This is a genomic window from Amycolatopsis cihanbeyliensis (assembly GCF_006715045.1).
Taxonomy (GTDB): domain Bacteria; phylum Actinomycetota; class Actinomycetes; order Mycobacteriales; family Pseudonocardiaceae; genus Amycolatopsis; species Amycolatopsis cihanbeyliensis.
The window spans coordinates 1,612,388-1,635,886 of record NZ_VFML01000001.1; the positions used below are offsets into that span (position 1 = coordinate 1,612,388).

The following is a 23,499-nucleotide window of genomic DNA, read 5'->3' on the forward strand; positions in this document are numbered from 1 at the left end:
CCGCACCTCACCCCGTGACGCGGGCCGACCGTCTTCGACCTCATTCCAGGGGACAGCCAGCAGGCTCGGACCTGTATGAGCGGCGAGACGTCGATCACGACCGGGCAACGGCCGACGGCGCGGTCGCGTAGCCTGGTGGTAGCGCTGACGCGATTGCGGGTCCGGGCCATCACCGTGCAGTAACCGGTGCCGCCCAGGTGTCTACCGTGATCGGCGTGCCGAAGCGGAGAGTAAGGCGGATCGCCTGTTCCCGCGCACGCTCCGATGGCACCAGCGCACCCCGACCGATCATGTACCGAGCCCGGCCGGAGCAGCCTCCGCATCGCGGTGAGCGCCCGAGCCTTCGGGTTCGGGTGCTGGCGTGCTGTCCGAAGCCGGGGTCGCCACGACAGGAAGGACTCCTCGTGCCCACCGGCACCACCGCTACGCAACCGCCGGCTACCGGGGCCCCGGGGCGCGCGCACGTGCCCAGGGTGGTCGCGGCCGCCTCGGTGGCGCTGGCCCTGACCGCGCCCGGGCAGACGGCCGCGGTGTCGGTGTTCGTCGATCCGCTCATCCGTGATCTCGGCGTCTCCCGCTCCGCCGTGTCCACTGCCTACCTGATCGGGTCGCTGACCGGCGCGTTCGTCATGCCCGTGCTCGGCAGGCTGATCGACCGCTACGGCCCGCGCCGGGTGATGGCCACCATCGCGCTGTGCTTCGGCGCCGTCCTGATGGTCTCGACCGCGGCTTCCGAGATCACCGGGCTGACCGCGGCGTTCATCGGCATCCGGGTCGGCGGCCAGGGCGCGCTCAACCTGGTCGCCACCACCACGGTGGCGATCTACGTCCACCGGCGCCGGGGCTTCGCCACCGGGGTCGCCTCCGCGATCGGCACCGCCGGAATCTCGTTGACCCCGATGCTGCTGGAACGGCTGGTGTCGGACTGGGGGTGGCGCCAGGTCTGGATGATCGAGGGCCTCGCCGTCTGGGCACTGGTCATCCCCGCCGCCCTCCTACTGCTGCCCCGGCACGCACCCGCACCACCCGCCGATGACGGCGACACCGAAGCCCCACGCGGCAGCGCGCTGCCGCCGGTGGACTGGACCCTCGGCCAAGCGGCGCGCACCGGCATGTTCTGGGTCGTCACCGCCGGAGTCGCCGTGTGCGCACTGGTCACCACCGGCCTGAACTTCCACCAGGTCTCCCTACTCGGCGAACGCGGCCTCTCCCCCGCCGAAGCCGCCGCGACCTTCCTGCCCCAGACCATCGCCGGGCTGATCGCCACCTTCGGCCTCGGCTGGCTCGCCGACCGGTTCTCCGACCGGATGCTCATCATCGTCACCATGGCCGTCCTCGCCCTGGCCACCGCCGGCGCGGGATGGCTCACCCCCGGCTTCACCGCCGTACTCTACGGCCTGGCCCTGGGCGCCTGCGGCAACGGCATCCGCACCCTGGAAGCCGTCGCCTTCCCCCGCTGCTTCGGCCTGCGCCACCTCGGCACCATCCGCGGCGTCGTGCACTCCGTCACCGTCGGCGCCTCCGCCTTCGGCCCCCTACTCCTCGCCCTCGGCCGCGAACACACCGCCAGCTACCAACCCATCCTCCTGGCCGCCACCGCGCTACCCCTCGTGGTCACTCTGGCCGGCGCCCTGGTCCGCACCCCGCCACCAACACCACCGCGCCACGATTCCTGACCGCACCGGCGCCGTAACCGTCCCGGCGGTCAGGCGCCTTCGGCCACGAGCGGTTCGAGCGCGAGTTCGGGGTTCTGGCGGAGCAGGATGCGCATCGTCATCTCGTCCTCGAACAACGCCAGCTCCGCGCCGTCGGTGCGGGTGAGGACCTCGCAGCGGCGGGCGCCGTCGACCACGCCCCGCTGCCCCGAGTCGGCGAGCCTGCGGACCGCGGTGTAGGGCAGCCGGTCCAGCTTGACCGGGGACTTGAACTCGTGTTCCAGCCGGTGCGCGGCGACCTCGAACTGCATCGGCCCGACCGCGGCGAAAACCGGTACGGCGTCGCCGCGCAGGTCGGAACGCAGCACCTGCACCACGCCCTCGGACTCCAGCTGCTCGATGCCCTTGCGGAACTGCTTGGCCCGGCTCAGGTCCGCGGGCCGGGCGGTGGCGAAATGGGCGGGCGCGAAGCTGGGCAGGCCGGGGAAGCGCACGGCCGGCTTGTCCGTGTACAAGGTGTCGCCCACCCGCAGCGCGGAGGCGTTCACCAGGCCGATCACGTCACCGGGATACGCCACCTCCACAGTGGAGCGCTGCTGACCGAACACCTGCTGCGCGTACTTGGTGGCGAACGGGCGCGCGGTGGAGGCGTTGGTCACCACCATCCCCCGCTCGAACACCCCGGAACACACCCTGGCGAAGGCGACCTGGTCCCGGTGCGACGGATCCATTCCGGACTGCACCTTGAACACGAACGCGGAGAACGGGGCGTCCAACGCACGCGGACGCTCGTCCACATCCAACCGCGCCGACGGGCGCGGGGCCAGCTCGACCAGCAGATCCAGCAGGTGCCGCACGCCGAAGTTCAGCACCGCCGCACCGAACAGCACCGGCGTCGCCGTCCCCGCGAGGAACGCCGCGGCGTCGAACTCCCCGCCCGAGCCGACGGCCAGCTCCGACTCCTCGTGCGCCCGGTGCCAGTCCACGCCCTCCTCGGCCTCGGCCCGGGTGGCGTCCATCCGCTCCTCCGGGGCGAGGGTGGCGCCACCGGCGGTGCGGGTGTAGCGCACGAACGAGCCATCGGCCAGATCCAGCACCCCGTGGAAGTCCCCCGCGATCCCCACCGGCCAGGTCAGCGGCATCGGCTGCAACCCGATCCGCTCCACCAGCTCGTCACACAGCTCCAGCGCCTCCCGGCCCGGCCGGTCCCACTTGTTGATGAACGTGATCACCGGGATCCCCCGGTACCGGCACACGTCGAACAACTTCAACGTCTGCGGCTCCAACCCCTTGGCCGCATCCAGCAACATCACCGCCGAATCCACCGCCGACAACACCCGGTAGGTGTCCTCGGAGAAATCCGCGTGACCCGGCGTGTCCAACAGGTTGATCACCGCGTCACCATAGGCGAACTGCAACGCCGCCGAGGTGATCGAGATCCCCCTGCTGCGCTCCATCTCCAACCAGTCCGACACCACACCCCGCCGGCCCGACTTGCCGTGCACCGCACCCGCCTCGGAAATCACCTCGGCATGCAACGCCAACGCCTCGGTCAAGGTGGACTTACCGGCATCCGGATGACTGATCACCGCGAACGTACGCCGCCTGCCTGCCTCGGCCACGACGTCCGTGCTCTGCTGGGCCATTGCGCTCGAACTCTACTCTCACGTCACAGTACGCTCCCGCGGCGGTGCATACCCGCTCGTCAGTCCTACCCCGTCGACCCTACCCTGACGTCAGGGTAGAGTTTGAGGTATGCTCGGCGAGGCACGGCTCGGCGCATCCGCGGCCAACGCGTCGCGTGCGCTGCCACCTCCGTGCTGCGTCTACCAGCCACCCCGGAACGGATCCCTACCATGACCGCCGCCTTCGCCGCCGTCACCCACGACAAGGTCCTCGGACTCCTGCTCGGCGGCGCACTCGGCGACGCGCTCGGAGCCCCGTTCGAAGGGCGACCATCGGTCGACGCCGCCGACCTTGCCGCGGAGGAGCGGGCGCCGAGCCGGCTGGTGCACACCGACGACACCGCACTCACCCTCGCCCTGGCCGAACACCTGGCCCAGCGACGCGACGCCGAACGGCTCGACGTCGACGCGCTCGCCCTGGAGTTCGCGCGGGCCTGGCGCGCCGAACCCTGGCGCGGCTACGGCTCCGGCACACCCCACGTGTTCGGCCTGATCAACGCCGGTGTGCCGTGGACCGAAGCCAGCCGGGCCACCTTCCAGGGCCAGGGCTCCTACGGCAACGGCGCGGCCATGCGCGTCGCCCCGGTCGCGCTCGTCGCCGACAGTCTGCACCACGCCGCGGAACTGGGCCAGCGCAGCGGCGAACCCACCCATTCCCACAAACACGGCCAGCACGGCGCCGCCTGCCAGGCCGCCGCGGCCTACCTCGCCCTGCACAGCGACCCCGCCCACCCCCTGGACCGCACCCGGTTCCTCCAGGACCTCGCCCGGGCCGTGCGGTCGCGCCCCTGGCACGAGAAGTTCGACCGGGCCACCGAACTCACCCGCAACGGCGCCGGCCCCAAACACACTGCCCATGCCCTCGGCAACGACGCCAGCGCCCTGGGCTCCGTCCCCACCGCACTGACCGCGTTCCTGACCCACCCCGACGACACCACGCAGACCATCCGCTACGCCATCCAGACCGGCGGAGACGCAGACACCATCGCCGCCATGGCCGGAGCGCTCGCCGGAGCCCGCAACGGCGCCAGCACCCTCTCCCGCGGACTGATCTCCCGCCTCGAAGCCGCCGACCAGCTCCATCACCTGGCCGACCAACTCGCCGGACACCCCCGCAACCCTACCGTCACGTCAGGGTAGAGTTCGAGGTGTGACGGATACCAATACGAATCCAGCGGTCACCCGCAACGAGATCATCGACGCCGTCGAGGACGCCTTCCGCGACGGTTCGGCGACCACGCAGGAGATCCTCGACGCCGCCATCCGGTACGAGGCCCCTGCCGAACTGCAGGCCACGCTGCAACGCCTTCCGGACCGCACCTTCGGCCACGTTCGCGACCTGTGGGACCACCTTCCCGATGTCCCCATCGGCGACTGACTTCATAACATGACGGGCGGCTGACCACTGGTCGGCTGAGGGGAAGTCGGGGACATGACGGACACAGCGACCGCGCCGCGTCCGGTGAGCGCGCCGGACCCCCCGGCACGCTCCCGTCGCGGCTTCCGCTGGTTGTTGGGGGCGGCGCTGGTCACGGCCGTGACGGCCATCGCGATTCCGTTCGCGCCGGTGGAGGCGGAACGGGTCGAGGTGAGCTGGCCGAAGGCGGGCCAGGCGGCCGAGTCGGCGGTGGCGATGTTCCTGCCCTACCGGCCACTGCGGTTGGACGTGACGGTGGCCTGCTCAGCGGTGGCCGGGACGTCACCCGGCCGGGACGTCACCGCGTTCGCGACGATTCCGCCGGACGCGGACATCGCCCGCGACTGGGGCCTTTCCCTTGTCGTGCGGGACCGGCAGCTCGTGCTTGTCGCCGACGGTACCGAGACGCCACTTGGAGCGCCCCCTGGCCCGGACTGCCGGTACCTGGTCCACGCCGAGGACGACGAGTTGGTCGTGCTGGTCGGCGACCGGGAACTGACCCGGCGGGCGATGCGGGTTCCACAGGTGACGGCCTTCGTCACCGACCTGCCCGCGGAGCAGGCCACCGGTGCGGTGTCCGCGGTGGCGCGAGCCGATGCCCGTTTCCAGACCTCGCCGAGCCCGCTGAAGCCGCTCCTGATGATCCTGTGCGGGCTCGGCGTGGTGGTCTGCGTCGTGCTGGCATTCCGCACCTTCCGCGGACCACCGCGACCAACCCGTCCGCTGGTGCGCCGCCGCGTGGACCTCGCCTGGACCGGCCTGGTCGCCGTCGGTATCGGCGCCTGGGGCGTGCTGGGCCCGCAGACCGTGGACGACGGCTGGTTCCTCGGCATGCACCGCAATTTCGGCCCGTCGGGGTTCGCAGGCGACTACTACATGGCGCTCAACGCGGCGGAGAATCCCGCGATCCTGCTGCAGCATCTGTTCGCTCCGTTGTTCGAGGTATCCTGGGCACCGCTGGTGGTGCGGCTACCCGCGATGGCAGCCGGATTCACGATGTGGGTGCTGCTGCTGGGCATCGTCCGCCTGCTGCACGAGCACACCACCGCGCCCCGCGTGCCGACCTGGCTACTGGCCGCCGCGTTCTTCGCGGCGTGGATGCCCAACGGCGTCGGTCTGCGGCCGGAGCCGTTCGTGGCGCTGTGCACGGCGATCAGTGCCTACGCCGCCGTCCGCGCCCGGCTTACCGAACGGCCCGCCTGGCTGGTCGTCGGTGGAGTCGCCACCGGCGTGTGCTTCGCGGTGACCTCCACCGGAATGCTCGCCCTCATCCCGCTCGCGCTTGGGCTCGTGCACTCCTGCCGTCACCTGCCCGCCACCCGTGACCGTATCGCGCTCGTGGCACTGGCCATGGCCGCGGTCGCGGTGGCCTCGCCGCTGGTGTTCCTCCAATCCGGCATCGGCGGTTTCCTGGACTCGACCGGCGCGCGCTACTGGTACGGCGCGGCACAGAGCTGGCACGGCGAGTTCAGCCGCTACCAGATGCTGCTCGGCGGTGTCGGCGACGACTTCGCCTTCGAACAGCACCCGGCCCGCCGCCTGCCCGTCCTGCTGGCCATCGCGCTGGTGCTCATCGCGCTGGTCCTGGCCCCGCGGCGCCAGCCAACGCATGCCTTCGCCGGGGCCTACGGATGGCCGTTCACCTGGTTCGGTCTCGGGCTCGCCGCGCTCGTCGTGACCCCCACCAAGATCGCCTCGCACTTCGCCGCGCTCGACTTCTTCACCGCCCTCGTTCTCGCCCTCGGGCTTGCCGCGCTGCCCCGCGCCTTCGCCCGCGAGAACGCCGGCTGGGCGATCCGGTTCAGCGCGCTGTTCCTCGTCGTCCTCGTGGCCAGCCTGAGCTGGGACGGACCGAACTCGTGGTGGGGCTACCACCGCCTCGGCATGCCCGACCTCGACGAGCCACTGTTCGAAGGGACCCTGGCCAACCCACTGAACCTACTCGCCGCCGGGGCCGTGGCCGCCGCCGCGATCCTGTACTGGCAGCACCGGCGCGGAACCGGCCCCGAGGACCCGCAGCCGGTCGCGATCAGATGGGCCGGGTGGTCCGCCGTCGCCGTCGCCGGTCTGTCCCTGCTCGCCGTGCCGGTCCTCTCCGCAGGGGCGCTCGGCAAGGCCGCGCTCAACCAGCACGCCACCGGCTCGTGGTCACCACCGGCCACAAACCTCGCCTCGCTTACCGGCTCCACCTGCGGCGCCGCCGACCACGTCCGGCTCGACGACGGCACCACGCTGACCCAGCAAATGGCCCGCACGCCGGGCCCCGTCCTCGTCGACTGGCCGATCTCGTTCTGGTACCCCTGCGCTCGCCTTCCCGTGCTGGCCGACGGCCTCGTCGAGCCGCCCACCCTGATGGTCACCGCGCCCGGCCAACATGCCCACCACGGCCACCTTGCCCGGGACTACCGGCCGTTCGCAGGCGCCTTCGCCGCCATGCGCTCCGTCGTCACCTACCACGAGATCCCCGCCCGCCTGACCGGAAACCCGGACCCCCGAGCCTGGGGCACCCTGCACGAAGTCCGCTACCGCTACCCCACCGACCGCATCGACGTACAGGTCTCGACCACCACCCAGAATGGCTGGCAACGCGGCCCCAGCTACGCCACCGCCGACTACATCGACAAACCCCCACCGAACCCGTAGACCAGTGGTACACGGCCTAAGGGTTTACCGGGCCGTCCGGCAGATCCGGCAGCTCGCGAAGCACATCCGCCACCGACTCGAACCGGCGCGGGGGAAGGCGATTCAATGCCGCGAAGACCACCGGTCGTGCATGGCTGCGAATCGCGGCGTCCAGCAGGTCGACCACGGTCGGGGACACGGAGATGAAGGCGTCCTCGATGTGCTCGCGCAGCTCCCGCGCCGTCAGCGGGGTGGTCTGGTTCGGTCCGGCCGCGTCCACCCGGAGAATCTTACCCTAACGTGAGGGTAGACTTACGAGACGTTCAGCCACTGCACACCGCGCGCGAGCCCCGCCGCCGTGGGGAGCACACCGGGCGAGTCGTGCACATGCCATGCATCGTGCGGCTCGCCCGGTGATGTGCAATGAGAAGCTCGTCCGTCTGCATCTCGTCAATAGCCGAATCCCGTGCATCGACGCCGGCCCGCGCTATCCGGTAACACCGGCTTTACCGTTCTCGAGGTGGCCGAGGAATCGACGACTGAACGATGGGTCAATATCGATCGTGACGATGAGATCGTACCATCGATCGCCGTACCAGCCGACATGCCAGCGATCCGATACCGAACTATTTGCCGGAACCCCGTACGTCCACGGGCCGTCGGTCCGGTAGCCGTTGGCGGTAACCGTAAACGTCACGTCGGAAGTACCGACATTCGTGAAGGTCAACGTGACGATACCGCCCTCCGTCTCAGGCTCGATGATCGAGTTCGCCTCCGTGGTAGCCCCGAGCGAATCGAGGTCACCGGTGAACCGCCGCTGAAAGCCATTGGGACCGTACAAGGACAAATCGTACTGGCCGTCGCCGTAGGTACGCACACTGAAGTAGTCGGACTGGGCGTCATTCGCTGCTATGTCGTAGCGCCATGGGCCGTCGGTGCGATACCTATTCGCATACACCGAAAAGTGCGCTGTTCCTGTGCCGACATTCGACATGTCGATCCAGATCCGTCCGGCCGAAACGTCTTGCCGAGCGCTGCCATCCAGCTGGTAGGGGGTCGGGCGGGCGATCTTACTGCCGCTCTCCTGGCGCGGAAAGGTCTGGTTTTCTGGCGGACTGGGCTTGCGTGGTCCGCTGCCTTGGGTCGGAGTCGGTCGCTCGAAATCCGGATACGAGCCGGACGAATCCAGATCCAGGGCCGAGGTGAGGTCCCCACATACCGCTCGGCGCCAAGCACCGATGTTGGGCTCGCCCACTCCGGTGACGTGCTCCAGCAGCCGTAGTATCGATGTGTGATCGAATATCTCGGAACACACGGCTCCTCCCCTGCTCCACGGGGAAACCACCAACATCGGCACCCGTGGACCCAGGCCGATCGGCTGGCCATCGACATACTCCGCCGCTTCCGCGACCGGTGGAACGGGTGGCGGGACGTGGTCGAAGTAGCCGTCGTTCTCGTCGTAGGTCAGCAGGAAGACGGTCTTGTTCCACACCTTCTCGTTGGCCGCCAGCGCTTCGAGTGCCTGCCACACCAGCTCCGATCCCGTGCTCGGCCCATCCGAACTGGGGTGTTCACACTGGTCTTCCGGCGCCACCAGCCAAGACACCGTCGGCAGTGCGTCGGCCGCCACATCCGCAGCGAAGGTGGAGGCTAGTCTGCCTGGCTTGACCCGCCGAAGCGCGCCGTCGTAGTAACGACGTTCGACGGCGTTCAAGGTACGGACGCCGTCTTCGAGCGCGGAAAACAATCGCTTTCTTTCTGCGGAGTCTGCCTCGCGGACACGTTCGTAGAATGTATGCATGCTCCGCAAGTCCAGCTCGGCCAGGACCTTACGGGCAACAGCCTTGAAAGGCCGGTGGAACTCCAGGTTGTTGTCCTGGTAGTTGTCCCACTCTTGATAGACTTGCCAACTGTGCATACCGTCCAGACGCTCGACGTATGTCGTCCAATCATATCCGCCATGACTGTCCTCGGCGTACGCCGCGTTGCCGATTGCGCGACGACCGTCCGGCTCGTAGCCAATCATACCGGTGAACAGATGACTACGGTTCGGCGACGTGCCACTCATAACTGAACAATGGTAGGAGTCGCAGATGGTGAACGCATCAGCCAGGGAGTAGTAGAATGGCAGGTCGTCCCGTTCGTAGTGACACATAGTGTATCGGCTCTTAGCAGGGATCCAGTTGTCGTACCGCCCCCTGTTCCACGCCTCGTGCCCGTCGTCCCAGCCATGCGCGGTTCCGACAAGCTGGTGCGTGTCAACGGCGTAGGGCAGGACGTATCCGTCCGGGTGCGTTTGGTCAGGCTGGTGCAGCACCGAACGGCTGGTCTTACCGTCGGCTGAGTGCTTGGCGTTCAGCAGCACCGCATTGCGATCGCCGAAGCCTCGGACGCCGCGCAGCGTGCCGAAGTAATGATCGAACGACCGATTCTCCTGCATGAAGATCACGACATGCTCGATCAGACCCAGCCCACCGGTGGGCGCAGGTCGTGCCAGCGCCTCGACGAGACTGGGCGGTAGCAGGGACACAGCGGTCCCCGCACCAACTGCCTGGAGGAAGGTGCGTCGATCCATAATTGCTACCTCTCTTCGGGACCGAAGATCGTGTCGGGCTGGTCAGGAATGATCGTGCCGTCCCATCGGCGGACCGGGCCGCTGTCTCCATTGGAGTCGACGAATGCGGTCGAAGAGCACGGGTACGGACTACCCCGTTGCGGCAGCGGTTGAATGAACATCGGATTGATCAACCAACGGCCGTCGACGTCGTCGTACGCATGACACATCAACTCTTGCTTATTCCGATTGATCACCAAGCGCAACTCGGTAGCGTCGCGCAAGAAGGTGACATCTGTCGTGGAATCACCGGCGGCAAACGATGGCCGCCGAGCGGCTGGCTGCTGGTCCCACGCCGCAGGCCCCCGCTGGCCATACACGACTTGGTTGATCCAGCAGCGCTTGCCATCCACGTAGGTGATCACGCCCGCGCGCTCGCCCCCGCAGCCTTGAAGCCGGTAGGTCTGTCGGCCCGACCGATAGACGCTTCGGACGCCAATCACCCGGCTGGGGGGAACGCCAGCGCCGAGCGCCCATACGCGCACTACCGGTTGCGGGGAGGCCGACACGATCCAGATGTCGAAGCCCGCCTTGCGTAGCGCGCGAATCAGATCCCGTTGCTGCGGGTAGTATCGCACCCAGGCGTTGACATTCCCGCTGCCGACGGTCTGCGTCGCGCCAACCGGAGCGCGAAGCGCTTCTCGGCGGGCCGCCGCCGCGAACCTGCGGATGTCAGCCCTGGTGTGCCCAGCCAGCAGCTGCGCAGCCCAGGCGTAGGAGGGTTCCACTCGGCGGTGGTCCCACCCCGCGAAAGCTGCCCGACCGGTCGTCGTCTTCTGATCCGCATACACGGATCGGATCTCGTCGGCGCAGCGAGTATCGCGCCCGGCCGTTCGCAGAGGCCTTCCCGGCCAGGCGCCGTCGCAGGCCAAGCGCAACGCCGCCGCAGCGTCGGCCGTGAGCCATCGGCTGGTCACCCGCCAGTCGCGACCAGGGGGCTGCAGGATCTTCTCATTGCGCAGGGCCCAGAACAGGGTGGCGTCACCAATATCGTTGCGGATGATCGTGTTGTCCCAGTCGAACACCGCGATACCCCGCTGCCCCGGGCGCTGACTGCAAAGGAACTCTTGAAGCCGGGCTTGGTTCGCGCCGTGCCAGGCCAGCTCCGCGTCTAGCCGAGGGCAGTACCGGGGACTCGCTTGGGTGAGGTGAGGTGATGACAACAAGGACGCCACTACGGCGACCGTGCACACCAGCGCGCGCCACAGGATCATAAGACTCCCACCAAAGGTATATTATGGACCCTTTAAAGTTGGTACAGGGTTGATCCCATCGCACACCTCGGTCAACTAGCAGCAACTTCATGTTACGAAGTCGATACCTTGCGCCTGACATCGAGCGGCTTCGCCCCGCCGAGAGGTCTAGATTTAGACCTCTCGGCGGGGCTCGCCCACACGCGAGCCACGACACCCGCTCGCTCCAGTTGCCAACTTTGCACACTTGTGCTCTAAAACGCAATCTTTTGGTCAGGTTTACACACTTCGCGACGCCTGTTGCCTGCTGCTCATCGGTGCGCATCAGCCCCGGCAGGGTTTCACGGAAATTCTGTTCAGTACGTTCCTCGCTCACGACTTGCTGGGTCCACGCTTGCGTTTGGGCTATGTAGGATGTGTGTCCCTCGCGCCAAGGCTGGGATGGTCAACTGGCCGGTACGTAACACGGCCCCAACCCCCGCCACGTCCGCTGGTGGTCGGCGAACACCAGGGAGCACTCGGGTTCCGGTTCGCAGCTACTCCAGCACCGCGAGGTGGCCGCTATCGTGCCTGAGTTACGGGCGAGTGGATACTCAGGCGCGAGTGAAGGTACTCATGACGGTGTTTGGTCGGATGACCAGTCCGACCCGCCACCATGTACCTGGGAGCCGGACAGAGTCAGCTCGTCGCCTTCGAACAGGATCAAGTCGATGCGATCCTTGGGCTCCGGAACAGTCCGCGCGTCGTCGTGCCACTTTACGACCGGGGACCACGTGTTGCCCGGATAGGCATGCTCGTCGGGACGCCTCCCGGTAGGAATCACGCCAACCAGCGTCGCCGAAGACAGCCGTGGCCGGCCAGTCGCCTATGTAACCACAGTGCGTCGCGCTCGTGGCCGACGTCCAGTCGAGGTGTGACGGCGTGTTGAAGTCACCGACAGTTACCTGTGGAAGGTCGTACGTCGACGTGGCCACCGCTCGATCTCCCGCGCCTGCTGCACCCGGAGCTGGTCGGCTGCGCGGATGGTCTCGACGCTTTGACCCTCCAGACAGGCGTTGTACGGTCCATAGTTCCGGTAGCTCAGGTGCACACTGTAGACGAGCGTGTCCTGAATCTGGGCGGCGACGGCTGTCGTGCCGTAGCTGACGTCGGTGAGCCATTCGTTCTGGATCGGCGGCGACGCCATGTCATCGGCATCGCCGCCGCCGGTGGTGTGGTTCCACCCAGTTCGTCGGCGATGTGCGCGGTGACGTGCTCGTCGGTCTCCTGCAAGGCAACGACGTTGGCTCCGGTAGTTTCGATCGCGTCTACGACCGACGGAATGCCGCCGTGCGCACCAGAGTGCCAGATATTGAAGGGTCAGTACCGCACGGATTCAAATCGATGACCTTGTCGGTGATCTTCGAGATCGTGTCCTGGGAGACCTTGGCCCGTAGACCTCGTCGAAGTGCGCGGCGACCATACCCGAGATGCTCATCCATCTCGGCCTCCAGCGCCGTCTCCAGCACGTTCTTCGTCAGCCGGTTCAGCAGCCCATCCGGGCCGACCAGATCGACGCCCTGTTCCCTCGCCTGCGCCAACAACCGCTCGGCCAACTGCCGCTGATCGATGATCTCTTCGCTCACGGGATCGATCATCTCTCCCGAGCCAACCTCACCATCGCCCGGATCAGTCGTGGTCATCGGTCATGTCCTCTCGATCAGGCTAAGACCAGATCCACCGTTACCCGGTTGGTGAGTAGGTGGTCGGCACCCTCGAGCGCCACGAACGACTTCGGGTGCCGGGCGGTGTCGAAGATCCGTCGCGCGTTGTCCACTCCGACGATCTCGTCGGTCGGCGAGCGCAGCACCAGCAGCGCCACAGGCCGAGCGCGCGGATGCGCTCGGCCTGTGGCTGCGCCGCGATGTCGTCGAGGAACTCGCGCCGGAGGCGGAAGGTGTGACCGGCCAGGCACACCTCCGCCGCACCCGCACGCTCGATCGCGGCCCGCTCACCGCCGAGCAGGCGCGTGACGTGCTCGGGATCGGCCGGGGCACCGATGGTCGCCACCGCCCGTGCCTCGGGGATACGGTGGGCCGCGGCCAGCACGGCCGCCCCGCCCAGCGAGTGCCCGATCAGCACGCTCGGTGCCGCGAACCGCTCGCGCAGGTGGTCGGCGGCGTGCACGAGGCCCTCGACGTTCGAGCTGAAGTGGGTGTTGGCGAAGTCGCCACCGGACTGGCCGAGTCCGGTGAAGTCGAAGCGCGGCACCGCGATCCCCTGCTCGGCAAGGGCACGGGAGATCCTCGCCGCGGCAACGGTGTCCTTGCCGCAGGTGAAGCAGTGCGCGAACAACACGTACGCTCGCGACTCGGTGTCCGGCAGCTCCAGCCGAGCGGCCAGCGACACACCCTGGGACCCCGGGAACTCGATCTTCCTGCTTTCCAACTCGCCCACCCTCACTCTCGTTGTCGACACAGCACGCGGCGGCCCCGTTCACGACCGGCACCTCAACGAAACCGATTTCCCCGGTTCGTGTCGAACTCATCCTGCATCGACGAACGCAGGCAGGCAGCCATACTCATGCACTCGTGTCAGCAAGGAGACACTTTCTTGCCAAGGCACCAAATACTGGTTGCGGATGACATTTCGTAGCGACGACATTCCATCTGTATACCCGGTCGCCTACCTGGCGGTACCTCGGTACGGCGACATGAGTGACGATTTCCGAGAAGCGACAGGCAGGCGACCACTAGGATCGATGATGCCGCAGATGACACACCACACCGGCATTCTCCCCGAGTGGCTGCGCGTGGCGTGGATCGTCGCCCTCTGCGTGGTGGCGTTGCTCCATACTGGACACATGTGGGCGATGAACGGCCGCCGGCGCTACTGGCACGCCGGTCACGTGCTGATGGCGCTCGGGATGGTGTACATGTACCTACCGCACCGGGTACAGCCCGTACCAGCAGCCTTGGCCATGGCGTTGTTCGGGACCGCGACGGTACTGGCGGTTGTCGTGGCGCTCGTCCTCTGGTCCCGTGACCGGACCGTCGATCTGCTGTGGCTCCTGATCGCGGTCGAGATGTCGGTCATGGCCTACATGTTCGTACCGGCAGCCGCTCAGGTGGTTGCGATCCGCTACGGACTCGCCGCCTATCTGGCCGGGGTCGGCGCGCTGTGGGTGCTGGGCAGATGGGATCGGCACTACCTCGCCGGACCTGGCGCCGCGCTGGAGTCGACGCGCCGTGCCAGTCCCGCGCTACGGCTCAGCCTGGCCACGATGGCCGCCGGGATGTCGTACATGCTGGTGTTCGCTTAACAACCGTCCACCGTGACGGGTCGTAGGACGGTGCCGCCGATCCGGTCGCGGTGCTCAGGTATGGGCGGGATCGTCCGCCCCGCTCTCGCTGAAGGCGGCCAGCCGTGCCGGGTCGCGTACCACGATCGTGCCCCGGCGAAGCTGGATGAGCCCGCGCTGGGCGAGATCACCGAGCGCGGTGGTAGTGCGTTCCCGCGTGGCGCCGACCAGCGTGGCGAGCTGATGGTGGGTCAGTTTGACCGTCTGCCCCGACTCACTGGACGGCTGCCCGCCCCTGGCCAGCCTGTGCAGGGTGTGGGCCAGGCGTTCGGCCACCGATCGGCAGGCGAGATCGGTCAGACGATCCTCCAGATCCGCGACGCGGGCATCCAGATGCTCGACGATGCGGACGGCGATCCGACGGTCGGCCATCAGCAGTTCCCGGACATCGTTCCGGCTCATCAGGCACAGCTCGCCCGGCTCCAGCGCTTCGGCCCACGTGCTGCGCATGTGCAGGCCGAGCAGGTCCATCTCCCCGAAGATCGTGCCGGGGCCGGCGAAGGCGGTCGTGACCGTGCGCCCGTCGGGCACTCGCCGGAACAGCCGCAACCGCCCACGCTTGACGATGAACAGCACCGTGACCGGCTGAGCCGGGGTGTAGACAACCTGGCCCGCAGTGACACTGCGCAGGGGGACGCGCGCGTCGAGGGCGGCCAGTTCCCGGCGGGACAGGTCGCGGAACACCTCGACGCCGGTCAGGCAGTAATGGTCATCCACCCGGGCTCCAGATCTCGGTCACGTCAGGCATCGTGAACCCGATTGAGCCTATTGTCCAGTGTATCCAGCAGTTCCTCCCATGCCGGGTTGCCGAGGGAAATGATCCGCCCGCCGAGCCGGTAGGTCGGCGTTCCGATCACCCCATCGGGTAGCGGGCCCTGGTGGGTGGCGAGGTCGATCACTCGCACCGGCTGGTCCGGCCGGTGTTGCCGCAGGGCATCGGCATAGGCCGATGCCCTGCGGCAACCGACGCACCCGGGAGACACGTAGATCTCCAGCATCGGCGGTCGCGGCTCGGCCGGCATGGTCAGGCGTGCCCGCCCCGGCGGCGCAGGCCGAACAGCACGGTACCGGCCACCATGCCGAAGACGACGTGACCCATCAGGCTGAACCAGGTGTTGTTGTTGAACATGAACACCGGCATGCCCAGCCAGGCCGGCATGATGATCAACGCGCCGAGCACCCACCACACGGCGCCGTAGATCGCACCCGCGCCCACCAGAGCACCGACGGCGGCCATCGGGAACAGGACGGCGAACGACGCCCCGATCCCGGCCGAGATCACCAGATGCACGAGCGCGCCGACGACGGCGCTCTGGCTACCGACGAGCATGGCGACCATGGGCAGCATGTCCATCATCGCCATCAGGATCCCGAACACCACACCTCCGGCTAGCCCGGCGAACACGCCATGCAGCGCGCGGGCCACCAGCCCGGAGACGGTGGTCGAGTGAGCAGCTGTGGACACGATGGGCTCCTTCCCTAGCTCCCACCGCGTGCCGGTGGGGACCGCCCCGAACCCTGTTCATCCCCGATGTGTGGTTCAGTGAACTCGGTTACACAACACCGAGGCCGTGACGGGATCGTGACCATTCCTGAACGCCGACCCTGTCAGCGGAATGACAATCCCCATGCGGATTGTCGACCAGCCGCGGTGGACTGGCCGAAGAGATCGAAAGGAGCATTGTGGCCCACACCGAGGAAACACCCCCTGCCGATACCACGAAGTCCCGTTCGGACCGGTTATCCGTCTGGCGGATGGGGCTGGCCGGCGGGCTGGTCGGCATCCTGTGCTGCGTCGGACCCACCGTACTGGCGCTGCTCGGCCTGGTCAGCGCCGGAACGGCGTTCGCATGGTCCACCGACCTCTACGACAACTACGCCTGGTGGTTCCGCCTCGGCGGCCTCGCGGTACTGGTGCTGCTGGTCTGGCTGGCCCTGCGACGCCGCGACCAGTGCAGTATCGCCGGGATGCGACGGTGGCGCTGGCGGCTGCTGGGCGTACTCGCCATCGCGGTCGCCACCTATGTGGCCCTGTACGCGGTGACCACCTGGCTGGGCACCTTCGCCTGATCAACACTCCACAGGGGAGACAGCGACATGAGTACCGAACCCACCGGCACCACGCAGCCGTGCGACACGAGCATGATCGAGTTCTACTGGCGGCCGGGATGCCCGTTCTGCTCGGCCCTGCGGCGACCACTACGGCGCAGCGGGCTGCCGGTCCGCGAGGTGAACATCTGGGACGACCCCACCGCCGCGGCCAGGGTGCGGCAGGCGGCGGGTGGCAACGAGACCGTGCCCACCGTGTTCATCGGCGAACACGCCATGGTCAACCCGAGCTTCCGCGAGGTGGAGGCCGCCGTCCGCAAGCACGCGCCCGCGCTGCTCGCCGAGGCTCGCCCGGCCGAGCCTCGGCGCCGCGCCTGGCCGTTCCGCCGCCGCCGGTGAACGCCGGTCGAACTCCGTCATCATCCGGGCAGTTGCCCCGTCACGCGGCTTATCGACGGGTTCGGCCGGAAGGCGGCAGGAGAGAGCAGTCCTGTCGGCACCGCACAAACACGCCATTCCATGGGCGCTGCTCGGACACCTCGTCTACGGCCTGGTGCTCGGGCTGACCTACAGCGCATGGCCGCTTGTCTGACCAAGCGGACCAATCCGCCGACGCGCCGCAGCGCGCGTGTGCCGCGGAGCTTGCCGACACTATGCTGACATGGTCAGCTAGCTGACAGTCCCGAATAGACAGATAGGGTTCTTCCGGTTGCCTCCGGCAGCAGTACTCACCGACAGTTTCCGGAGGCGAGATGCCCGGTGGGCAGCCTGCGGATACACAGGTTCTCGGCAAGTGCGGTGAGGTCGGCACCCGGCAACGGATTCGTGTGCCCGGTCAGGGAACGAACCACCCAGTCGGCGGCGCGCGTGGTCACGACCGGGCGTGCGCCGGGCGGCCTGCGGGTATGTGGGGTGTCCATGCTCGCTGGGTCAGGCCGCGCCACTGCGGCTTCCAGCGACAATGGGCCGGCCGTCGGTCGAATGCGTCGTCAAGGTTGTCTCCTCGGAGGCGGCGGGTGTGAGCCATGGTCCGGTCGCGCCGGAAAGGGCTCAGGCGCGACCGAACCACACCAGCGACCGGTCAGGACTCGATGGTGACGTCCGCCGAGAACGTCTCGTACGGCGTGCTTTGCTCGGTCACATCGGCCCGGTAGGTGCCGTCGATGCAGGTCGTCCCGGTGGCGCCAACGTTGAAGTCACCGGAGAGATCGGCCTGCACGGTCTGCCCGTCCAGGCTGTTCCCGCCGACACATGCCGCGTCCAGGCCCGCGCTGCTCAGCGTGACCTCCATCAGCGACGGCAGGTCCCGGCCCTCGACAATGAACGACACGTTGCCGCCTCGATCGGCGTCCGAGGCGTACACGGTGACGTACCCCTCGTCGAACTCGCTGACGTCGCCGTCGCGCTCGTCGAAATCGGCGGGATCGCGGTCGAAGTCGTCGTGGTCGGAGCCGCCGAGCAGGTCCAGACCGCCGAGGAGGTCGCTGACGATCGGGATGTCGTGCTCCCCGGTGTGCGCGGCCGTGGTGTCCGCCGGGGACGCCATGGCCGATCCCGGCGCCGCCAGTGCGAGCGGCGCGACGACACCCAGTGCGGCCGCTGCCCAGTAGCCCTTACGTCGCATAGTCTCTTCTCCGTTCGTCGAAAACACCCCACGCGGCGACGCGCCGATCTGCCCGGCGCCGCCCGCGCTCTTCCATGCCGCCTCCCGCGGTATCGGCGCGGAGAACGGCACCAGGGAAACTCCACTGTCCACGATCGACTTCCACACTCGACCGAAAAATTCGGGAAACCGCCGGAAACTGTCACACTCGTGACGTTCGGTCTGAACCTTGCGAATGTGTCATCACGCCGACAATCCACCTCCTCGGCGGCTCACCTCCGACGTAGGCTTCCGTCATCTTGCGCATGTGCTGTCATGCCTTGTCTCAGGGCCGCCCGCGCTGGATTCCGGGAACGCCCCGACATGACTGTCGGGTTGCTCGAGGTGGAGGTGACCGTGGCGACGCTGCGCACCCGGTACGAGGTTTTCGCGCAGTACGTTCTGCCCGAGACGGAGGTGCTTTACCGCGTGGCTCGCACGCTGACCGCGCAGCCCGCGGACGCCGAGGATCTGGTGCAGGAGACGTTGCTGCGGGCCTATCGGGCCGTGGACAGGTTTGACGGCGAGCATCCCCGCGCCTGGCTGTTGACCATCCTGCGCAACGCCGAGCACAATCGGCACCGGCGCAGGCGCCCGCAGCTGCTGCTGGATCCGGAGCAGGCCATGGAACGGGCTGCCGAGCACGAGGACGGTGCGGCCGATCCCGCACATGTGATCGTCGACCTCCGGTTCACCACCGAGGTTTCCGCGGCGTTCGACGCGCTGCCAGAGAAGTACCGGGAGGTCGTGGCCATGGTTGACGTCGATGGCCTGGGCTACGCCGAGGCGGCCGCGGCGCTGGGAGTGCCGATCGGCACGGTGATGAGCCGGCTGCATCGCGGCCGCAAGCAGATCCGTCGGCAGCTCACCGCTGCTGGGATCACGGTGGGGCGGGGTTCCCGGTGAGCGGCGCGCGGCACCGTATCCCTTCGCTGCGCTGCCTGCGGGTGATGCGGACGCTCCAGTCGCATCTGGACGGGGAGGTCGACGAGGACACCTCGCGGTGGGTGGCCCAGCACCTGGAGGAATGCCGCCGGTGCGGGCTCGAGGCCGACACCTACCGCGCGATCTCGGATGCGCTCGCCCAGCACCGGCACGGCGACGCCGAGGCGATCACCCGGCTGCGCGCCTTCGGTGCGGCGCTGGAACACGCCTGCGACGATCACGGCTGCTGACCACGAACCACCGTCTGGTCAACCGGCGGCCCCGGCCAGCCCTTTAGGGTCGAGAATGGTGATGTTGGCATAGCGCAGCTCGATCCAGCCGGTGCGTTCGAACTCCTTGAGGATCTTGTTCAGTGAGGGGCGCTGCACCCCGAGCATGGCGGCCAGGGTGCGTTGCGGCAGCGGCACCGTGTCATCGGCCGCGGCCTCGTCCAGCAGCAGCCGCGCCACCTGCTCGGTCAGCGACCTCCCCAGCAGCCCGATGATCCGCTGCTGGCTGGCCGCCAGCCGCTGCGCGACGCTGGACAGCCAGCGGCGCGCGATCGGCGGTCGCCGCGCCAGCAGCCCCTCGAAATCAGCCGATCCGAGGAACAGCATGGTGCAGTCGTCGAGCCCGCGCGCGGTGTAGGGCAGCGGCATGTCCAGCAGGTACGCGATATCACCGTCGACATCGCCAGGGCGCAGCACGTGCACCACGGCCCGTCGGCGGCCCGACCCGACCGCCAGCTCCACCCGGCCCTGCCGCACGATCCACACCCCGTCCGCGGCGGCACCGCCACGGAACAGCACCGACCCTCGCTGGTACACCCGGGTGTGCAGCCCGGTGGCCAGCGCCGCGAGGTCCTCCTGGGCCAGCGGGACATCGGAGCCGCGGCCGACACAGCGCGCCACCCAGGCCGCCTGCCGGATCGCCAGATCGGCGGCCGAGCCCGTGCCGAGCAGCCGCATCGTCTGCTCCATCGCCGCGCCGGGCAACTTCGAGAGTGCCATGACTGAATCATGTCATTAAGCTGACCCTTTCACAGGGCGAGTGTCACTATGCCGACACTGTTCGCGCGCCGCACGCGCTCCCTGATCCACCATGGGACCAGGAAGCCATGGAAGGGAGATTCATGTTACGCGCGGTATGGAACGGCACCGTCCTGGCCGAAGCACCCCGCACGGTGCGCATGGAAGGCAACCACTACTTCCCTCCCGAATCGGTGTACACGAAGCACTTCACCAAGAGCAAGGCCAAGACACTCTGCCCGTGGAAGGGCATCGCCAGCTACTACGACCTGACCACCGAGGACGCGGTGATGCCGAACGCCGCCTGGTACTACCCGCATCCCAGCCCGCTGGCGCGGCGCATCAAGAACCACGTCGCCTTCGACTTCACGGTCACCGTCGAAGGGGAGCGCGAACCGGACTCGGACGGCGCAAGCGGCCTGCGCGGGGTGTGGAACCGGCTGCGCAAAAAGTCCGATCCAAACCACTCGACGTAGTGAATTTCCGCCCCCGGAGCGGGGAGAACGGCTGTGAAGTGAACTAATAGCGGATCCACGACAGGTTTCTCCACCATCATCCCACCTGAACCTGTTCAGGGAACGTGTTCGGAGAGACCATGGATCGTAGGACATTCCTGGCACGGATCCCGGTGGCCGCCGCGGCCGGGTTCCTGCTACCCCGCTCGGCGGGCGCGTTCGGCCCACGAAGCGCCCACGCTGATGGTGAGCCGCTGCGGGATCTGCCCGAGGTGCGCAGCGCGGGCGGGTTACTGGAGCACCACATCGACATGGCGGCCACCCAGGTGCGGGTGCGGGACCGGGTGCTGAACCTGGACACCTACAACGGCCAGGTTCCTGGCCAGGTGCTACGCATCCGGCCAGGGGACAATATGCGTATCCTGCTGCGCAACCTGATGCGGCCGATGGGCATCCCGCTCAATCGGCTACCACCGCTGTGCGCGTCCCACCCGGACGAGACCGCCACCGCACCGGGTGAGCCGGACGGAACGCTGGACTGCGTGGACTCCGCGGTGCACAAGGTCGGTCACGGCGGCACGATCGTGCAGACGATGATCGCCACCAACCTGCACACCCACGGCCTCCAGGTCTCCCCCACCGGCAACGCGGACAACGTGTTCCTCCGCATCGACCCGCTCGGGCAGCACCAGTATTCCTACGACATCCCCGCCGATCACCCGGCCGGGATGCATTGGTATCACCCGCACTTCCACGGCTCCACCAGCCACCAGGGCTGGGCCGGGCTGTCCGGCCCGATCATCGTCGAAGGTGATATCGACGAGGTTCCCGAGATCGCCGACATGCGCGAACGCATTCTGGTGTGCAACGAGCTCTGGGTCGGCGACGACAACGGTGAGGTTCCCACCACCCTGGTCGTCCCGACCGCGGGGCCAGTGCCCTTCAACGGGCTGCCTGCCATCCCCAGCAGCATGTACTTCACCGTCAACGGCCAGCTGCTCCCGGAGATCCACATCAGGCCCGGGGAAACCCAGCGCTGGCGGATGCTCAACGCCTCCCCGCACCGCGCCCTGTGGCTGCACGTGGAAGGCCACACCCTGCACCAGATCGGGCAGGACGGCATCCCGCTGGCCCACTCCCGGCCCCGCCCGCACATTATGATGACCGCCGCCAACCGCGCCGAGGTCGTCATCAAGGGCGGCGAACCCGGCCGCTACCGCGTCTACGCCCCCGCCTACGACCAGGGCCACCCCGGCGGCGCCCGCCCCTACGTCCAACTCGCCACCCTCGTCGTGTCCGGGCCGAAGGCGACCGGCCGCATCCCTGCCCGGCTGGTCGACCCGCCCCGCATGCCCGACCTGCCCGTCGCCCGCAGGCGCACCCTGCGCTTCTCCGGGGACATCTCCGGAACCAAAGGTATCGGGGTTCGGTTCCTCATCGACGGCAAGGAGTACGACCATGACCGCATCGACCAGGAGGTCGAGGCCGGCACCGTGGAAGAGTGGACGATGGTCAACGACGACGTGTTCCAGCACCCGTTCCACATTCACGTCAACCCGTTCCAGGTGATCGACGTGCAGGGCATCCCGGCCGGGGACACCTCGTGGGCACCGCCGGATCCCGGGGTGTGGTGGGACACCTTCCGCATGCCGCCGCACGGGCAGTTCACCATGCGCACCTATTTCCGGCCCGATATCACCGGAAAGACGGTGTTCCACTGCCACATCCTTCCGCACGAGGACAACGGCATGATGGGCAACCTGCTCATCTCCCCACCCGAGAAGGGCAACTGACCATGCGCCCCCGCTCCCTCGCGATCACCGGTCTGCTCACCGCGGCGCTGCTCAGTGTCCCGGCCGCGGTCGCCGTCCCCGACGTCGACCTGCCCGGCAACCAGCCGCTGACCAACGACCACGCTTACGTCTTCACCCAGCAGCAGCGGGACAACGTGTCCTGGTGGAACGGCACCTGGCTGCCGCAGACCGTGCCCAGCGGCGCGCATATGCAGGTCCAGCTCCCCAGCGACCCGGTGCGGTGGATCCCCGAGCTCGGGCCGGACTGCCAGCCCAGCCGGCTGCTGGGCCTGGTACCCACCTGGGTCCTGCCGCTACGGGCACGCGTCGAGCTGAACGACCAGTGGACATTGCCCAGCCCGGGCCGTCTCGAGGGCAGCTCCGCGGTGTCGGTGTTCGACTACCACGTTCACGGCGTCGGGATCGCCGCGCTGTGCCTGCGACCCGAGCCCGTACCCGACAACCCCGAGGTACTCGGCTTTCCCGCGGACACCCCGCCCTACTACGTCGCCACCGTCGTGGTCGGAATCCCGCAGATCACCGTTCCCTAAGCGGCAACGTCCGGAGCGACCAGCCGCACCGCGCCGGACGCGAGCGCGCCGGTGTAGGCGGCCCGCTCCACCCTGCCGGTGACGGGCGCGGGGCCGAGGCCAGCCTGCTCGTGCAGGCCGAGATCGTACCCGACGAACAACCGCACCGAACCCACATCCACCGCGCTCGGCAACCACCCCGCCGGAAGGTCGATGGACGCGTGGTCGAACAGGGGGTGGAACGGCGGCCATTCGACCGTCACCCTGCCTGCGTCGTCGACCACGACCCGCCATGCCCGAACCGGCCGCGGATCGAGATGGTCCAGGTCGGTGGTCAGTCGCAACCCGTTGGCCAGCACCACCCGATGCAGCGCGTCGACGGCGACGGCTCCACCGTTCGACCGGTCCACCGCCTCGCCCTCCATGATCAGTGCCGCGCAGGTGTCGCGGCGGTGTCGCCATCGGCAGGCGCAGGGCACGCAAGTCGAAACGCGAGGATGCCGACCCGGTTTCCCACCCGTGACACTCCTGAATGGACGGTCTCGATCAGGT

At 68.0% G+C, this 23,499-nt stretch carries 25 protein-coding genes and 1 pseudogene; 12 read left to right on the top strand and 14 right to left on the bottom strand.

From position 1 onward, the window contains the following. Positions 1 to 404 precede the first annotated feature (404 nt). Positions 405 to 1,676, top strand: a complete 1,272-nt coding sequence (locus tag FB471_RS07040; protein ID WP_211357973.1) for an MFS transporter — start codon at positions 405 to 407, stop codon at positions 1,674 to 1,676. 29 nt (positions 1,677 to 1,705) lie between these two features. On the opposite strand, the gene FB471_RS07045 is transcribed toward FB471_RS07040, so the two are convergent. Beyond that, positions 1,706 to 3,301, bottom strand: a complete 1,596-nt coding sequence (locus FB471_RS07045; protein WP_141996536.1) for a peptide chain release factor 3 — start codon at positions 3,299 to 3,301, stop codon at positions 1,706 to 1,708. Positions 3,302 to 3,511: 210 nt separating this feature from the next. Here FB471_RS07045 and FB471_RS07050 point away from each other — a divergent pair, with 210 nt between their 5' ends. Genes FB471_RS07050 through FB471_RS07060 form a run of 3 tightly spaced genes read left to right on the top strand, consistent with a single transcriptional unit; the run spans position 3,512 to position 7,400 of the window. Then, complete coding sequence (locus FB471_RS07050; protein ID WP_141996537.1) at positions 3,512 to 4,480, top strand: ADP-ribosylglycohydrolase family protein; 969 nt, start codon at positions 3,512 to 3,514, stop codon at positions 4,478 to 4,480. A 10-nt stretch (positions 4,481 to 4,490) separates the two neighbouring features. After that, positions 4,491 to 4,718, top strand: a complete 228-nt coding sequence (locus tag FB471_RS07055; RefSeq protein ID WP_170220739.1) for a DUF2795 domain-containing protein — start codon at positions 4,491 to 4,493, stop codon at positions 4,716 to 4,718. Between the two features lie 54 nt (positions 4,719 to 4,772). Beyond that, positions 4,773 to 7,400, top strand: coding sequence for an arabinosyltransferase domain-containing protein (locus FB471_RS07060; protein ID WP_141996539.1), 2,628 nt, complete (start codon positions 4,773 to 4,775; stop codon positions 7,398 to 7,400). A 16-nt stretch (positions 7,401 to 7,416) separates the two neighbouring features. Here FB471_RS07060 and FB471_RS07065 read toward each other — a convergent pair whose 3' ends face one another. From FB471_RS07065 to FB471_RS07090, 6 genes and pseudogenes are all read right to left on the bottom strand, one after another. Next, on the bottom strand, positions 7,417 to 7,659 hold the full coding sequence (locus FB471_RS07065) for a DUF2795 domain-containing protein (protein ID WP_170220740.1): 243 nt from the start codon (positions 7,657 to 7,659) through the stop codon (positions 7,417 to 7,419). A 207-nt stretch (positions 7,660 to 7,866) separates the two neighbouring features. Then, positions 7,867 to 9,954 carry a phosphocholine-specific phospholipase C gene (locus FB471_RS07070; RefSeq protein ID WP_141996541.1) on the bottom strand — a complete coding sequence of 696 codons (2,088 nt, stop codon included), beginning with the start codon at positions 9,952 to 9,954 and terminating at the stop codon, positions 7,867 to 7,869. Positions 9,955 to 9,959: 5 nt separating this feature from the next. Beyond that, positions 9,960 to 11,018 carry a haloacid dehalogenase-like hydrolase gene (locus tag FB471_RS07075; protein ID WP_211357974.1) on the bottom strand — a complete coding sequence of 353 codons (1,059 nt, stop codon included), beginning with the start codon at positions 11,016 to 11,018 and terminating at the stop codon, positions 9,960 to 9,962. Between the two features lie 1,108 nt (positions 11,019 to 12,126). After that, a complete protein-coding gene (locus FB471_RS07080) occupies positions 12,127 to 12,372 on the bottom strand; it encodes a hypothetical protein (protein WP_141996543.1) in 246 nt (81 codons plus the stop codon). Positions 12,373 to 12,517: 145 nt separating this feature from the next. Then, positions 12,518 to 12,823 (bottom strand): annotated as a pseudogene (locus FB471_RS35870) (IS256 family transposase); the annotation flags it as partial. Positions 12,824 to 12,908: 85 nt separating this feature from the next. After that, positions 12,909 to 13,622, bottom strand: a complete 714-nt coding sequence (locus tag FB471_RS07090; protein WP_211357976.1) for an alpha/beta fold hydrolase — start codon at positions 13,620 to 13,622, stop codon at positions 12,909 to 12,911. A gap of 316 nt (positions 13,623 to 13,938) precedes the next feature. Between FB471_RS07090 and FB471_RS07095 the strand changes: the two genes are divergently transcribed. After that, complete coding sequence (locus FB471_RS07095; RefSeq protein ID WP_170220741.1) at positions 13,939 to 14,487, top strand: DUF5134 domain-containing protein; 549 nt, start codon at positions 13,939 to 13,941, stop codon at positions 14,485 to 14,487. A 54-nt stretch (positions 14,488 to 14,541) separates the two neighbouring features. Here the strand turns inward: FB471_RS07095 and FB471_RS07100 are convergent, their stop codons facing one another. From FB471_RS07100 to FB471_RS07110, 3 genes are read right to left on the bottom strand one after another with little or no spacing between them, the layout of a single operon-like run. Beyond that, positions 14,542 to 15,243, bottom strand: coding sequence for a Crp/Fnr family transcriptional regulator (locus tag FB471_RS07100; RefSeq protein ID WP_141996545.1), 702 nt, complete (start codon positions 15,241 to 15,243; stop codon positions 14,542 to 14,544). Between the two features lie 23 nt (positions 15,244 to 15,266). Next, positions 15,267 to 15,548 (bottom strand): thioredoxin domain-containing protein, encoded by a 282-nt coding sequence (locus FB471_RS07105; RefSeq protein WP_141996546.1) that lies wholly within the window; start codon positions 15,546 to 15,548, stop codon positions 15,267 to 15,269. Between the two features lie 2 nt (positions 15,549 to 15,550). Next, a complete protein-coding gene (locus FB471_RS07110) occupies positions 15,551 to 15,991 on the bottom strand; it encodes a hypothetical protein (RefSeq protein ID WP_141996547.1) in 441 nt (146 codons plus the stop codon). 218 nt (positions 15,992 to 16,209) lie between these two features. Between FB471_RS07110 and FB471_RS07115 the strand changes: the two genes are divergently transcribed. Beyond that, complete coding sequence (locus tag FB471_RS07115) at positions 16,210 to 16,596, top strand: hypothetical protein (RefSeq protein WP_141996548.1); 387 nt, start codon at positions 16,210 to 16,212, stop codon at positions 16,594 to 16,596. Between the two features lie 27 nt (positions 16,597 to 16,623). Further along, the gene (locus FB471_RS07120; protein WP_425457038.1) at positions 16,624 to 16,974 is read left to right on the top strand and encodes a glutaredoxin family protein; all 351 of its coding nucleotides are present in this window, start codon (positions 16,624 to 16,626) and stop codon (positions 16,972 to 16,974) included. Between the two features lie 329 nt (positions 16,975 to 17,303). Here the strand turns inward: FB471_RS07120 and FB471_RS07125 are convergent, their stop codons facing one another. Both FB471_RS07125 and FB471_RS07130 read right to left on the bottom strand, forming a co-directional pair. After that, entirely contained in the window at positions 17,304 to 17,495 is a 192-nt protein-coding gene (locus FB471_RS07125) for a hypothetical protein (RefSeq protein ID WP_141996549.1), read from the bottom strand. Between the two features lie 161 nt (positions 17,496 to 17,656). Beyond that, positions 17,657 to 18,199: a hypothetical protein gene (locus FB471_RS07130; protein ID WP_141996550.1), complete on the bottom strand. Its 543-nt coding sequence runs from the start codon at positions 18,197 to 18,199 to the stop codon at positions 17,657 to 17,659. 342 nt (positions 18,200 to 18,541) lie between these two features. Between FB471_RS07130 and FB471_RS07135 the strand changes: the two genes are divergently transcribed. Beyond that, a complete protein-coding gene (locus FB471_RS07135) occupies positions 18,542 to 19,123 on the top strand; it encodes an RNA polymerase sigma factor (RefSeq protein WP_246076275.1) in 582 nt (193 codons plus the stop codon). After that, positions 19,120 to 19,392 (top strand): anti-sigma factor family protein, encoded by a 273-nt coding sequence (locus tag FB471_RS07140; RefSeq protein WP_246076276.1) that lies wholly within the window; start codon positions 19,120 to 19,122, stop codon positions 19,390 to 19,392. The genes FB471_RS07135 and FB471_RS07140 overlap by 4 nt, the downstream gene beginning before the upstream one ends. 18 nt (positions 19,393 to 19,410) lie before the next feature. Here the strand turns inward: FB471_RS07140 and FB471_RS07145 are convergent, their stop codons facing one another. Further along, complete coding sequence (locus tag FB471_RS07145; RefSeq protein ID WP_141996552.1) at positions 19,411 to 20,151, bottom strand: Crp/Fnr family transcriptional regulator; 741 nt, start codon at positions 20,149 to 20,151, stop codon at positions 19,411 to 19,413. A gap of 122 nt (positions 20,152 to 20,273) precedes the next feature. Here FB471_RS07145 and FB471_RS07150 point away from each other — a divergent pair, with 122 nt between their 5' ends. From FB471_RS07150 to FB471_RS07160, 3 genes are all read left to right on the top strand, one after another. Then, a complete protein-coding gene (locus FB471_RS07150; protein WP_141996553.1) occupies positions 20,274 to 20,645 on the top strand; it encodes a DUF427 domain-containing protein in 372 nt (123 codons plus the stop codon). A gap of 119 nt (positions 20,646 to 20,764) precedes the next feature. Next, positions 20,765 to 22,417, top strand: coding sequence for a multicopper oxidase family protein (locus FB471_RS07155; protein ID WP_170220742.1), 1,653 nt, complete (start codon positions 20,765 to 20,767; stop codon positions 22,415 to 22,417). Positions 22,418 to 22,419: 2 nt separating this feature from the next. Continuing rightward, positions 22,420 to 22,968 carry a hypothetical protein gene (locus tag FB471_RS07160; protein ID WP_141996554.1) on the top strand — a complete coding sequence of 183 codons (549 nt, stop codon included), beginning with the start codon at positions 22,420 to 22,422 and terminating at the stop codon, positions 22,966 to 22,968. Here FB471_RS07160 and FB471_RS07165 read toward each other — a convergent pair. Beyond that, entirely contained in the window at positions 22,965 to 23,357 is a 393-nt protein-coding gene (locus FB471_RS07165) for a hypothetical protein (RefSeq protein WP_141996555.1), read from the bottom strand. The genes FB471_RS07160 and FB471_RS07165 overlap by 4 nt on opposite strands. Positions 23,358 to 23,499: the final 142 nt, after the last annotated feature.